Consider the following 13,794-nt stretch of genomic DNA (forward strand, 5'->3'; position numbering starts at 1 on the left):
CTTTTGGGGCTGGTGGGGCTGGAGTCCGGGCCTTTGCGGATACCGGGCGGCCACCGCCCAGCTAGATACCGATAGTAAGACACCGATAATGCGCTCCAGGGGGGCGAAAACGGGGTCTTACTATCGGTATCTGTGGTTTTGGGGCGGGTCGGGGTGGTTTCGGGACGGGCCGGGGCTGTTTTGAGGGCGGTCGGGGCGGCGAAACACGGCACCGGCGCCCCCGCGCACGCGAAAGCGGGCCCGCCCTGGCTTCCGTTCCAGGGCGGGCCCGCCGCACTTACGTAGTTACATTCTGCACGATCGCCGTGCCCGCGGGGCCGGTTTTCGCGGCCGGATTCGCACCAGCGCAAGCGCCGACGCGAACGCCGCGCAACCTAGGCGCGCGGGAGGACGGCGATGGGGGTGGCGTCGAAAAGCGTGGCAATGCCACGATCCTCCGAGCGGAACCACTTGTGCAGTCCTTCAATGAGAGCCTTCACAAGCTCACCTCCTTCCGTGTCAGCGAAAGGCTGTTAACCTTCCGTTCATGCGGGGGTAACTTTAAGTTACCGGGAATCGTTTGTCAACACCCACTATCTGCGCGCTCCCATCAACTTAGGCGGCGAGGCGTCAAACCTCCGTATACTTGCCCGCATGACACGCACGCTGATTGTTACAGAGCAAGGGCCGGAGATCGTCGAGACGCGCGACGAGTTCGCGGGCAAAGGCGACACGCTGATTCACGTCAGCCACTCGTCCATCAACTACAAGGACGCGATGGCACTGAGCGGCAACCGCGGCGTCCTGCGCCACCTGCCCACAGTGCCGGGCATTGACGCGGTGGGCACGCTTGACGACGGCACGCTGGTCACCGTCAACGGCCGCGGCATCGGCGAGCGCCGCCACGGCGGATACACGCCGCAGCTGCGCATTGACTCCACCCACGTGGTCCGCGTGCCGGAGCGCTTCAGCGCGGCGGACGCGGCCGCGATCGGCACCGCCGGCTACACGGCTGCGCTGTCGGTGGCGGGGTTCGAGCGGGCCCTGTACGAGGACACCGCCGAGGGTCCGGTGCTGGTCACGGGCGCGACCGGCGGCGTGGGCTCCATCGCGGTGCAGCTGCTGGCTGCTCGCGGCCACGAGGTGTGGGCGTTGACGGGGCGCGTCGATAAGCATGGCGACTGGCTGCGCGAGCTGGGCGCGAGCGAGGTGCTGGACCGCGCCGAGTTCGCCGACGCGGGCAAGCCGCTGCAGAAGGCGCGCCTCGGCGGCGTGGTGGACACGGTCGGCTCGACGATCCTGGCCAACGCGCTCGCGCAGCTGCGCTGGGGCGGCGTGGCCACTGCGTGCGGCATGGCCGCCGGCAACGACCTGCCCGCCAGCGTGCTGCCGTTCATCCTGCGCGGCGTGCAGCTCGTGGGCATCAACTCGGTGGATACGCCGAATGTACTTCGCGACGCCGCATGGCAGCTCCTCGACGAATCCCTCGACCTCGCCACGATCCGCACCGAGACGATCGGGCTGGACGACGTCGCCGAGATGGGCCGCCGCATCCTCGCCGGCGAGCACAGCGGCCGCACGGTCGTCGAGCTCTAGCGCCGGACCGCAGCGCCGTGCTCTGGCGCCGCACATGGCGAAAGCCGCCGGGACCAGCACTGCGCTGGACCGGCGGCTTTCTCATCCCCCGATATGAAACAGCCTTTAGGCGTCGGTGCGCACGGGTGTCAGGACGTCGATGGGGGAGACTTCGGTGTGCGGGGGGATGCCCCGCTCCTCGTCACGGAACCACGCGCGGAAGCGTTTCAGGAACTTCATACGGGTTCACCTCCTTTCCTCTTGGCGGAAGGCGTGTTTACCTTCCGTTCATATTCGAGAAACCCTAGGTTCCAGTAAATGGTTTGTCAACACCCACCATCTACGCGCACCCACCATAATCGATAAACCCGCAGCGTAGACACGAAAAAAGCGCCGGACCAAAAAGGCCCGGCGCGGTTTCGCTCAGCGCGTGAGAGGGAGCGTTAGAGGAACGGGTAGGGGTCCCAGCCCGAGATGTACTCGATGCGCTCGCGGGCGATGAGCAGGAGCGCCGCCACCACGGCGATGAGCACCAGCGCCATGAAGAACCAGGCGATAGCCTTCTTGCCGCCGGACACCGGGGTGCCGTCGTCGGTGGGGGAGAGGAAGTGGATGCTCAGGGAGAAGAGGGTCGGCAGGCCGGCACCGAGCAGGATGCCAACTGCGGTGACCAGGAAGAGAGATTTGATGAGTTCCATGGTGATAATCCTTTCTGGTCGCGCTTACTTGCGGTGCTTGTTGTTGACAGCGGTGCGGGTTGCGGTTGCGCCCGCCAGGCCAGCGCTGGTGTCAACGAAGTCGGCCGGCTCGCCGTAGACCTTCTTGTCAGCCTTGTCGGCGGAGGTGCCGAGGGCGCCGCCGTCCTCGTCCCAGTCCTCGTTGACGTTGTCCTTGTGCACCGGAGCCTTGGAGGCGCGGTAGAACATGTAGCCGCCGCCCAGGGCAATGATGAGGGCGATGGCGACGCCGCCCCACACCAGGTCGCTGCCCGCGGAAGCGGCGCCGTTGCCGATCCACCAGATGACAAAAGAGACGAACGCCGCGACCGGCAGGGTGGTGATCCAGGCCAGGGCCATGCGGCCGGCGACGGACCAGCGGACCTCGCCCTTCGGGCCGGTCAGGCCGGAGCCCATGATGGAGCCGGTGGCCACGTGGGTGGTGGACAGCGCCATGCCCAGGTGGGAGGAGGTGAGGATGATGGCGGCGGAGGAGGTCTCAGCGGCCATGCCCTGCGGCGGGTGGATCTCAACGAGGCCCTTGCCCAGGGTGCGGATGACGCGGAAGCCGCCGGAGTAGGTGCCGATCGCGATGGCCAGCGCACACGCCAGCTGAATCCAGAACGGCATCGGGTGGTCGGAGTCGAACTGGCCGGCGGCGACCATGGCGAGGAAGATCACGCCCATGGTCTTCTGCGCGTCGGAGGTACCGTGCGCGAGCGCGACCAGGGAGGCGGAGCCGATCTGGCCCCAGCGGAAGTAGCGGTCGCGGTGCTCCTTCTCGGAGTGGTTGGTAATGCGGTAGACCAGCCAGGTACCAATCAGGGCAACCAGGCCAGCGACGAACGGCGCGGCGAGCGCCGGGATGATGATCTTGTTCAGCACACCGACCCAGACGACGCCGTCGAAGCCGATGGCGGCGATGGCCGCGCCGATCAGGCCGCCGAACAGGGCGTGCGAGGAGGAGGACGGGATGCCGAAGAGCCAGGTGAACAGGTTCCACATGATGCCGCCGCCGAGACCGGCGAAGACGACAAGGAGGAGCCTTTCAGAGTCAATTGGGTTGCTCAGGTCGAACACGTCGAGCTCCACGATGCCGCCCGCAACCGTCTTCGCCACCGCGACCGAGAGGAACGCGCCGATGAGGTTGAGGACACCGGCGAGTGCGACAGCCACCTTGGGTGTCAGCGCGCCGGTAGCGATGGACGTTGCCATCGCGTTTGCAGTGTCGTGGAAGCCGTTAGTGAAGTCGAAGAACAGAGCAACGACGATGATGAGGACAAGCAGGATCGTAATACTCACGGGTAGGAAGTATGCGCCTCTTATGTAACGCTGTCGATACTAAAAGCAAGAATTCATTTAAAGGTAAACTATCCGTTTCCCGACGTTTGCCATACACCGCCGAGTTGTGGCCCCGACCACAACTTCGCCGACCCTAGAACGAGCTCGACCCGCCCGCTCCGGAGAACCCGGAACTGAAGCCTGTGTTGACCCCGCCGCCGGAGCTGCTCGACTCCGCGTCCTGCGCCGCCTGCACGTTGTCGTGGTGCCACGAGGACATCGCCACGTACGGCACGTAGCCGGAGTAGACGTAGCCCGGGTCCGTCAGCGTCGGGCGCTCGAGCTCCTTGTATTCCTTCACGTCGCTGAACTCGCGGCGCTTGACTTCGTCGAGAAGCAGGCGGTAATCGCTGAGCAGGCGGACGAAGCGGTCGAGGAAGTCGGGCGCCTCCGGGGCGGCGTCGAGGGCGTCGACGCGTTCCTGCAGCCGGGCGAGGTCGCCGCGCAGCGTCTCGTCCTTGACCTCGTAGCGGGCGCGGACGATGTCCTCGCGGATGTCCGTGAGCAGGTTGCGGCGGGCCGGGCCGTCGCCGCGCTCCACCTCGAAGAGCCGGTTGATGTTGTCCTCGGCGTGGCCGGCGTCCTCGAAGGTCTGCGCCGCCTCGCGCAGGTTCTTCGCGCTGTCGTAGGCCTGCTCGTCGGTGGCCACGCTGTTGCGCTGCGTCACGTCGTGCAGCGCGAGGAAGCGGTCGCGCACCTCGACCCACTCGTCGCGCATCTCGGCGTTGGCGAAGGCCGAGGACACCGAGTTCGCGCGGACGTCCAGCTCGTCCAGCCGCTGGCTCAGACCCGTGTATTCAGTCGCCAGCAGCGCGTGGTCTTCCCGCGCCTGGTTGATCGCTTTTCGACGCTTCCGCCTCCGCTCCGCCACGATCGTCCCGCCCAGCAGGCTCGCGCCCGCCGGGATGCCGGCCCCCGCGACCGTCCGGCCGACGCGGCCACCCTCTGCATCATTGACGCCCCACTGCTCGGCCTTTTCCCCGTCCATGGCCAGGTTCGCGCCGGCGAACACGGCCGCGGGCAGGTTGTTGTCGCGCAGCCCCGGCTTCATCTCCTCCAGCACTGATTCGAGGCGCTGGCCTTTGCGCAGCTTCAGCTGGTCGGCAACGTCCCCGCCTGCGAAGACGAAGTGGTTGCGCGACTCCATGTCCGCGCCGAGTATGAGTACGCCGTCGGCGAAGGTGTCGTTGCCAATCTCGTCAGGGAAGTTGTCTCGCAGGAAGTTCTCCACCGAATCGTTGACGTTGTCGCGGCCCTCGGAGAGGTAGATGTAGTGGACCGTCTGCACCGTGTCGGGGTGGGGAAGGCGCTCCGCGTCGCGCTGCATCTGGGCCTCGTCGTCAGCACTCACGATGTCCTGCGGGTCCGAGACCACCAGGTTCGCAGCGTTGGTTTGGGTGGGCACGGCGAACTCGGCAGCGTCGGGGACGTCGGCCGTGGCGAAACTGGCCACGCCGCCACCCACCGCGAGCAGCGCCGTCGCACCGAGCACGACCGCCCAGTCCTTCAGGCCGGAGCCCTTCGCGGGCACGATGTTCTCGGGAGTGTTACGTGCGTGGGGGTTCGTAGCCATAGACCAAAGCATAGCGAGCCGATGGGAGCGTGACCGGACGGACCGCTATCATGTTTTGTTGATACGTCACCACGGAGGAGTGTGAACCATGAAAGCATTCGGCTTCCTAAGCTTCGGGCACTACGCCTTCGGCGGCCAGCGCGGCCCATCCGCAGAGAAGATCGCGCAGATTCACCTGGAGGTCGCCCAGGCGGCGGACGACATCGGGGTGAACAACGCCTCCTTCCGCGTGCACCACTTCGTACCGCAGGCCTCGGCGCCGATGCCGCTGCTCGGGGCCGTCGCGGCCACCACCAAGCGCATCGAGGTGGGCACGGGCGTGATTGACATGCGCTACGAAAACCCGCTCTACCTCGCCGAAGAGGCCGCTTCCCTGTACCAGCTCTCCGGTGGGCGCGTGGCCCTCGGCGTCTCCCGCGGTGCCCCCGAAGTCGCCGAGCGCGGCTGGGAAACATTCGGTTACAAAGGCGACGCACCAAACGGCGCGGATGTGGCGCGCCGCCACCTCGAGGCGTTTATGGCCGCGGTGGACGGCAAGGGCTTCGCCACCGCCGCACCGCTGGACAAGCAGTACCCCAACATGTTCCAGCCCGGCTCCGCCCTGCCCGTCTTCCCCACGGCGCCGGAGCTGCGCAAGCACATCTTTTACGGCTCGGGCACGCATACGTCCGCGGAGCAGACCGCGAAGGACGGGCTGAACCTCATGTCTTCCACCCTGGTTTCAGAGACCACCGCGCACACCCTGGGAGAAATCCAGGCCGACCAGATCAGCCGCTACCGCGCCGCGTGGAAGGAAGCGGGCCACGACTGGACACCCCGCGTGTCCGTCTCCCGCTCGATCTTCCCCATCGTCGATGGCGCGGACATGCAGCGGTTCGGAATGCAGGCCTCCGGCACCGACCAGGTGGGCGCGCTGCCGGACGTGGGCACGACAACCTTCGGCCGCACCTACGCCGCAGAGCCAGACACACTCATTGAGCAGCTCAAGGCCGACCCGGCCGTCATGGCTGCCGACACCCTGCTGCTCACCATCCCCACCGGGATGGGGGTGGACGTGAACGTGAAGATTCTGCAGAACTTTGCCACCCACGTCGCCCCAGCGCTCGGCTGGCGGCCGAACGCGCAAGGCCCGGTCACCGGCTACCCCATCGACTAACCCTCTGCGCGCAAGAAGCCAGCTGATCCCACACCCGCGCGGGTAACCATGCCCCACCCCCGTCCGTTTCGGGGGTAACCTTGTGGGCGACCAATTTTCCCCACTACGGATCGTTCGGCACGTACCTGCCGATGGAGGACACCATGGCTTCAGTGACCTATGACAAGGCAACCCGCATCTACCCCGGCGCGGACAAACCCAGCGTGGACAAGCTCGACCTGGAGATCGCCGACGGCGAGTTCCTCGTTCTTGTCGGCCCGTCCGGCTCGGGCAAGTCGACCGCCCTGCGCATGCTCGCCGGGCTGGAGGACACGAACGACGGGCGCATTTTGATCGGGGACCGCGACGTCACCAACGTCAGCCCGAAGGAGCGCGACATTGCGATGGTGTTCCAGAACTACGCGCTGTACCCGCACATGACCGTGCGCGAGAACATGGGCTTTGCGCTGAAGATCGCGGGTCAGGACAAGGACGAGATCAACCGCCGCGTGGAAGAGGCGGCGAAGACGCTGGACCTCACCCAGTACCTGGACCGCAAGCCGAAGGCGCTGTCGGGCGGCCAGCGCCAGCGCGTGGCCATGGGCCGCGCCATCGTGCGCGAGCCGCAGGTGTTCCTCATGGATGAGCCGCTGTCCAACCTGGACGCGAAGCTCCGCGTGCAGACCCGTACGCAGATTGCCAACCTGCAGCGCCGCATGAAGGTCACCACTCTGTACGTCACCCACGACCAGACCGAGGCCCTCACCATGGGCGACCGGATCGCGGTGCTGAACTTCGGCGTGCTGCAGCAGGTGGGCACCCCGCGCGAGCTGTACGATCACCCGAACAACGTGTTCGTGGCCGGCTTCATCGGCTCCCCGGCGATGAACCTGTCCACCTTTGATGTGGACGCGCAGGGCGTCGCGCGCCTGGGCCAGGCGTCCATCCCGCTGCCGCAGGAGGTCAGCTCCGCCGTCACCGAGGCGGACGGCGGCCAGATCATCCTGGGTTTCCGCCCCGAGGCGCTGACGCTGGTGGAGAACGCGGAGCACTCCATCCCGGTAGAGATCGACTTTGTGGAGGAGCTGGGCTCCGACTCCTACCTCTACGGCCACCTCGCCGGAGGCGGCTGGAAGGAAGAGGGCCTGCAGGAGGAGACCTCGGGCCAGATCGTGGTGCGCACGGCGCCGCTGTCCGGCGTGCGCGAGGGCGACGTGGTCCACGCGCAGATTGCGGAGGGCGGCCTGCACGCCTTCTCCAAGGCCACCGGCCAGCGCATTTAAGGCCCGCGCGTGCAAGAGAAACTCAGCGTTCTCTCGCCAACCTTCGCGCCCACACTGCTGAAGATGCCGTGGTCCACCCCGCTTGAAGGGTGGAGCACGGACCTTCTCGCTGCCCTGCCGCGTGGCATCTCGCGCCACACGGTGCGCCTCATCGAGGCGGATGGGCTGACCTTCGCGGTCAAGGAGATTGGCGAGCGCGTGGCCTACCACGAGTACAGAAACCTGCGCCGCCTGCAAGAGCTCGGCGCGCCGTGCGTCGTGCCGGTCGCGGTGATCAGCCACCGCCGGGACGCCGTCGGCGAGGAGCTGACCCCCTGCCTGGTCACGCAGCACCTCCGCTTCTCGCTGCCGTACCGTGACGTCTTCTCGCGCACGCCGGCGGCAGAGGTGGTGTCCAAACTGGTCCGCGCCCTGGCGGTGCTGCTGGTGCGCCTGCACCTGCTCGGCTTCTACTGGGGCGATGTTTCACTGTCCAACACGCTGTTTCGCCGCGATGCGGACCAGTTCTCGGCCTACCTGGTCGACGCGGAGACCGGCGAGTTCCACGAGCCGCTCTCAAAGGGCCGCAGGCTTTACGACGTCGACGTGGCCCGCGTCAACATCATCGGCGAGCTCATGGATCTCCAGGCCGCCGAGCTCATCGACCCGGACGCCGACGTCATCGCGCTCGGCAACGCCATCGAAGCCGTCTACTTGGAGCTGTGGGACCTGGTTACCGGGGAGCTCGTGGTGGAAGGCGACGCGTTCGACGCGATTGCGAAGCGCGTCGCCGCCGTCAACGAGCTCGGCTTCGACGTGGGCGAAATGGAGATTGAAAACGACGGCAACCGCTACCGCATCATCATCGAGCCGGCCGTGTTCTCCACCGGCTTCTACCAGAAGAAGCTGCTGCAGCTCACCGGCCTGCACGTGCAGGATCGGCAGGCGCAGCGCCTGCTGGGGGAGATGGAGGTGTACCGCGCCGTGCGCTACGGCGGGAAGCTGCCGCTGGAGGCGGTGGCGCACCGGTGGATGGTGCGCGAGTACGAACCGGTGGTGGCGCTCACGCCCGAGCCGTTGCGGGAGAAGCTGGAGCCCGCGCAGATCTTCCACGAGATCCTGGACCACCGCTGGTTCCTCAGCCAGAACGAGCACCGGTTCGTCCCGCTCATGCAGGCAGCAGAGTCCTACTTCCAGGGGGTCCTTCCGGGGCACCGGGACGAGGCGATGGTCTACAGGCAACGTTTAAGTTTACCCCCGGATTACCCCCAACCCGCGGAGAGTGAGGATGATAGTACCAGCTAAGACCACCGTATAGGTGTTATGTATGGAAGACATTGTTGGTCCTGCCAGGCGGTCCTAATCTTAAAAAGGTACGGAACAACCTAAAAGCGAAGGACCGCCGATGAGTACGACAACCCGCGCGGCTCGCCGAGTGCTGGCGACCGTGGCGACGGTGATGGTGGCGTCGATAAGCTTGGTTGCGTGCGGAACTGACAACGGGCCGAGTGTGTACTACCTCAACTTCAAGCCCGAGCAGGCCGAGCAATTCAAGACGATCGCCGCGGAGTATACGGAGGAAACCGGCATTCCGGTCAAGGTGGTCACCGCCGCCTCCGGCTCCTACATGCAAACGCTCAAGGCCGAGATGGCGAAGAGCAACGCGCCGACCCTGTTCCAGGTCAACGGCCAGGAGGGCTACGGCATCTGGAAGGACTACCTGGCCGACCTCTCCGATTACGAGGTCGTGCAAGAGCTTAACGACGACGCGCAGCCGATCACCGACAAAGACGGCGCCGTCCGCGCCGTCCCCTACGCCCTGGAAGGGTTCGGCATCCTCTACAACGAGGAGATCTTCGACCGGTACTTCGCCCTGCCCAACCCCGCCGTGGCCTCCATGGACGAGGTGAACAACTTCGGCGCGCTCAAGGCGGTCGCCGAGGACATGCAGGCCAAGAAGGAGGAGCTGGGTATCGACGGCGCGTTCGCGGTGACCAGCCTCATCGCCGGCGAGGAGTGGCGCTGGACCAACCACCTGATGAACGGCCCGTACCACTACGAGATCCAGGACCGCGGCATCACCGAATTCACCGAGATGCCCACCATCGACTTCATCTACGGCGACCAGTACAAGCAAATGCTGGACCTATACCTGAACAACTCGACCACCAAGCCCGCGCTGGCTGCGTCGCGCTCCACCAGCGACTCCATGGCGGAATTCGCCACCGGCAAGGCCGCCATGGTGCAAAACGGCAGCTGGGCCTGGAGCCAGATTGGCGGCGAAGGCTCGACCGCTGTCAAAGAGGACAAGATCAAGTTCATGCCCATCTACATGGGCCTGCCCAACGAGGAGAACGTGGGCCTGAACATTGGTACGGAGGCCTACATGGCCGTGAACAACAAGGCTAGCGAGGAAGACCAGCAGGCCACGCGCGACTTCCTCAACTGGCTGTTCCTCTCTGATCAGGGCAAGCAGCACGTAGTCAACGACCTCTCCTTCATCGCCCCGTTTAAGAACTACGGCCCCGAGGACGTGCCGGACGACCCGCTGGCGCACCAGGTGCAGGCGGCGCTGACGGACGAGGACTCCGAGACCATCCCGTGGGACTTCCAGTTCAGCCCCAACCAGCAGTTCCGTGACCTGTACGGCCAGAACCTGGCCCAGTACGCGATTGGCAACATGAGCTGGGACGACGTGGTGGCCAAGCTCAAAGAGGACTGGGAGTACGAGATGGCCAACCAGATTGCCCTGCTGGACTAGGGAGAGGAGCACACCACCATGCAAGCATCACTGAAAAAGTATTTCCCCGTCTTCGTCCTGCCGACCCTGCTGGCCTTCGCCATCGCGTTCCTGGTCCCGTTTGTGATCGGCTTCTTCCTCTCGTTTACCAAGTTCACCACGATTACCGACGCCCACTGGGTCGGCCTGGAGAACTACGGCCGCGTCTTCGAGGAACGCGAAGGATTCGTCCACGCCTTCGGCTTCACCATAGCCGTGGCGATCGTGTCCATCATCACCGTCAACGTGATCGCGTTCGCCATCGCGTGGACGCTGACACGCAAACTCAAGGGCACCAACTTCTTCCGCACGGTGTTCTTCATGCCGAACCTGATCGGCGGCATCGTGCTCGGCTACACGTGGCAGTCCATGATCAACGCGGTGCTGGCCCACTACGACACCACCATCGCCGCCGACAGCAAGTTCGGTTACGCCGGCCTGGTCATCCTGATGAACTGGCAGCTCATCGGCTACATGATGATCATCTACATCGCCGGCCTGCAGAACGTGCCGCCGGAGCTCATCGAGGCCGCCGAGCTGGACGGCGTGAGCAAGTGGGAGATGCTGCGGCACGTCACCATCCCGATGATGATGCCGTCCATCACCATCTGCCTGTTCCTCACGCTGTCGAACACGTTCAAGCTGTTCGACCAGAACCTCGCGCTTACCGACGGAGCGCCCGGGCAAGAGACCGAAATGGTCGCCCTTAACATCGTCAACACCATGTTCAACCGCGTCGGCGCCGAGGGCGTCGGCCAGGCGAAGGCCGTGATCTTCGTCGTCGTCGTGGTTGTGATCGCAATGTTTCAGCTGCGCGCCACCCGCAGCAGGGAAGTGGAGGCATAGGACAATGACAACGAAAGTAAGTAAGGGACAGCGGGGCGTCGATAAGCAAAAAGCCGCCAGCGAGGCCAAGGTCTCCGGCGGGGCGAAAACGCTGATCTACGCGGTGCTGATCTTCCTCACCATCGTGTTCCTCGGGCCCATCCTGTTCATCCTGCTCAACTCCTTCAAGGACCGCTTCGCCATCTCCACCAACCCCTTCGCGCTGCCGGTTGGCGAGCTGTGGGCGGGCCTGAGCAACTACATCACCGGCGTGCAAGGCGAAGGCTTCGGCTGGGCGATCGTGTGGTCCTTCGTGATCACGATCCTGTCCGTCGTGGCCATCGTATTCTTCTCCTCCATGACCGCGTACTACATCACGCGCGTGAAGACGTGGTGGACCAGCGCGCTGTACTACCTGTTCGTGTTCTCCATGGTCATCCCGTTCCAGATGGTCATGTTCCCCACCGTGGTCATCGCCGACCGCCTCGGCCTGGCCAACCCGCTGGGCATGGTCGTGCTGTACATGGGCTTCGGCGCCGGACTGTCCGTGTTCATGTTCTCCGGCTTCATCAAGTCGATCCCGCTGGAAATTGAGGAAGCAGCGACCATCGACGGCTGCTCGCCCATCTCCACTTTCTTCCGCGTCGTCATGCCGATGCTCAAGCCGACCGCGATCACCGTGGCAATCCTCAACGCCATGTGGATCTGGAACGACTACCTCCTGCCGTACCTGGTCGTCGGCCTGTCCACGCCGTACCGCACGATCCCGGTCGTGATCCAGCAGTTCATCGGCTCCCAGGGCGACCGCGACCTCGGCGCCATGATGGCCATGCTCGTGCTGGCGATCCTGCCGATCATCATCTTCTACATGGCCGCGCAGAAGCACATCGTCGAAGGCGTCGCCGCCGGTGCGGTGAAGGGGTAGGTCTGGTTCGGCTGGCTTGGCTGGTTGTTGGCTGGCTTGGCTGGTTGTTGGCGTCGGGATCGGTTTCGGTCCCGGCGCCTTTGCTGTTGGTGGGGGGGTTCTCGCGCAGGGCGGGTCCAGATGGAGCTAGCTCCATTTGCGGTCGCTGCCGGAGCGCGACCAGGGGTTTTGGGTGGTGGCGGGAGCCAAACGGAGCTAGCTCCATTTGCAGTAGGCCGCGGTTTGCGACCAGGTGTTTTAGATGGTCGGCCGGGCCAAACGGAGCTAGCTCCATCTAGACCGCCCGCCAGTCAGCCCCAGCCGCCGCCCCGCCAATCCGCGGCCATCCGCGCCTGACTGGTCCGCCGCCACCAACTACGCTGGTCCGGGTGAACATGTTTAACCCGGACTCGCGTTTCATGTCCGCCTTCACGCTGATGGCGGACATTGTCATTCTCAACATGCTCATGATCCTGTCGAGCTTGCCCATCGTCACCGGCGGCGCCGCGCTCCGCGCCGCAAACGTCGTCGTCGGCGACATGATCCAGGGCCTCGGTTCGCGGTATGCGTTGCAATACCTGAGGGAGTTCCGCACACAAGCGCGCCCCGCCACGCTGTGGTGGCTGGTGCTGCTCGCCGCCGCCGTCGTCCTCGTCTACGAGCAGTGGGTCCTCTTCCAGGCCGGCATCGACGGCGCCGCGCTCTTCGCGCTCCAGGCGCTCGCGCTGTCCGGCGCGATGGTGCTCGCCGGGATCTCCGTGTGGTTCTTCGCGCTCGAATCGTTGCCTTCGCCTATCGACGCCACCGCATCCCCCTTCTCACTCGCGGTCGTAATGACCTTCAAGCACCTCATGCACACGCTCGGCGCCCTCGCGGTGCTGTGGATGGGGGTCTCGCTCGTGCGATTCCTACCCCTGGTTTTTGCCGTACCCGCAGTGTTTTTCGTCGTGCCCGCCCTGTGCGTGTACGTCATCCGACTGGTGCTCGCGCAGCCGCTCGGGCAGACGCTGGGGGAGTAGCTGGATCTTGGTGCTTGCAGGTTCGACGGCCTGTACCGCCCTGACGATGACCGTCGCCTCTGCTTTCGCGGCAGAGGACGCGCCATCTTCGTCGGAGCATTGCGGCGAATGCGTCAAGGACAAGAGGGAGTAGAAGGAATGGTCCTTAGAGAAAGGGGGCTCGAAATTGGAACGTTGTCGCCGTTCACGATGTGCAATCTTTCGAGCAGCCTCACTGACATGAGTGACGGAGTGAGTGACAGTAGTGAGGATTTGAAAACGACCTCTTGGCAAGGTTTTTACGTGCACATTCTCGGTCCAGCGCTCTCTCAATGAACATGAGTGACGATAGTGAGAACCACACTGACAGTAGTGAGGAGATGAGTGACGGTAGTGAAAACATGAGTGAGGCCGCGCCCCGCCAACACCTCACACCTGGCGACGAAAACGTATCGCAGCAGCGCCGCCCCAGAACAGAATGAGCCTTAAAAACGGAGGCTGTCATGAAGAAGCACACAGCCAGCATCGCCGCGGCAGCGCTCATGCTCGCCGGAACCGGCGTCGGCACCAGCGCAAGAACCGCGGATGCATCCTCGTTGCCGCCGGGCGCCACCGCGGGTTCGTCCACGATCAGTGGGATGCTCGGGGCGAATGCGACGCAGGGGACCGTCGTGAAGAAAGGCGACCGTATCCGAGTGCAACGGCTC

At 64.9% G+C, this 13,794-nt stretch carries 11 protein-coding genes; 8 read left to right on the top strand and 3 right to left on the bottom strand.

What is annotated here, in order from left to right; genetic code table 11:
* Nucleotides 1-633 precede the first annotated feature (633 nt).
* A complete protein-coding gene (locus OVO38_RS10190) occupies nucleotides 634-1,575 on the top strand; it encodes an acryloyl-CoA reductase (RefSeq protein ID WP_122085984.1) in 942 nt (313 codons plus the stop codon).
* Nucleotides 1,576-1,997: 422 nt separating this feature from the next.
* On the opposite strand, the gene OVO38_RS10195 is transcribed toward OVO38_RS10190, so the two are convergent.
* The 3 genes from OVO38_RS10195 to OVO38_RS10205 form a co-directional block, all read right to left on the bottom strand.
* Nucleotides 1,998-2,252, bottom strand: a complete 255-nt coding sequence (locus OVO38_RS10195) for a hypothetical protein (protein ID WP_095535566.1) — start codon at nucleotides 2,250-2,252, stop codon at nucleotides 1,998-2,000.
* A 24-nt stretch (nucleotides 2,253-2,276) separates the two neighbouring features.
* A complete protein-coding gene (locus OVO38_RS10200) occupies nucleotides 2,277-3,572 on the bottom strand; it encodes an inorganic phosphate transporter (RefSeq protein ID WP_095554422.1) in 1,296 nt (431 codons plus the stop codon).
* A gap of 133 nt (nucleotides 3,573-3,705) precedes the next feature.
* On the bottom strand, nucleotides 3,706-5,184 hold the full coding sequence (locus OVO38_RS10205) for a DUF5129 domain-containing protein (protein ID WP_239216342.1): 1,479 nt from the start codon (nucleotides 5,182-5,184) through the stop codon (nucleotides 3,706-3,708).
* A gap of 88 nt (nucleotides 5,185-5,272) precedes the next feature.
* Between OVO38_RS10205 and OVO38_RS10210 the strand changes: the two genes are divergently transcribed.
* The 7 genes from OVO38_RS10210 to OVO38_RS10240 all read left to right on the top strand — a co-directional run bounded on the left by OVO38_RS10210 (nucleotide 5,273) and on the right by OVO38_RS10240 (nucleotide 13,108).
* Nucleotides 5,273-6,340, top strand: coding sequence for an LLM class flavin-dependent oxidoreductase (locus tag OVO38_RS10210; RefSeq protein ID WP_267208426.1), 1,068 nt, complete (start codon nucleotides 5,273-5,275; stop codon nucleotides 6,338-6,340).
* 143 nt (nucleotides 6,341-6,483) lie between these two features.
* Nucleotides 6,484-7,602 (top strand): ABC transporter ATP-binding protein, encoded by a 1,119-nt coding sequence (locus tag OVO38_RS10215; RefSeq protein ID WP_267208427.1) that lies wholly within the window; start codon nucleotides 6,484-6,486, stop codon nucleotides 7,600-7,602.
* 9 nt (nucleotides 7,603-7,611) lie between these two features.
* Nucleotides 7,612-8,886, top strand: coding sequence for a DUF4032 domain-containing protein (locus OVO38_RS10220; RefSeq protein WP_416358590.1), 1,275 nt, complete (start codon nucleotides 7,612-7,614; stop codon nucleotides 8,884-8,886).
* 100 nt (nucleotides 8,887-8,986) lie between these two features.
* Nucleotides 8,987-10,342, top strand: coding sequence for an ABC transporter substrate-binding protein (locus tag OVO38_RS10225; RefSeq protein WP_267208428.1), 1,356 nt, complete (start codon nucleotides 8,987-8,989; stop codon nucleotides 10,340-10,342).
* Between the two features lie 18 nt (nucleotides 10,343-10,360).
* Nucleotides 10,361-11,206 (top strand): carbohydrate ABC transporter permease, encoded by an 846-nt coding sequence (locus OVO38_RS10230; protein ID WP_095278628.1) that lies wholly within the window; start codon nucleotides 10,361-10,363, stop codon nucleotides 11,204-11,206.
* A gap of 4 nt (nucleotides 11,207-11,210) precedes the next feature.
* Nucleotides 11,211-12,110: a carbohydrate ABC transporter permease gene (locus OVO38_RS10235; protein ID WP_095537803.1), complete on the top strand. Its 900-nt coding sequence runs from the start codon at nucleotides 11,211-11,213 to the stop codon at nucleotides 12,108-12,110.
* 368 nt (nucleotides 12,111-12,478) lie between these two features.
* A complete protein-coding gene (locus tag OVO38_RS10240; protein WP_267208429.1) occupies nucleotides 12,479-13,108 on the top strand; it encodes a hypothetical protein in 630 nt (209 codons plus the stop codon).
* Nucleotides 13,109-13,794 lie beyond the last annotated feature (686 nt).

Origin of the sequence: Corynebacterium sp. Marseille-P8863 (assembly GCF_946902955.1) — a bacterium.
GTDB classification, from domain to species: Bacteria; Actinomycetota; Actinomycetes; order Mycobacteriales; family Mycobacteriaceae; genus Corynebacterium; species Corynebacterium gottingense.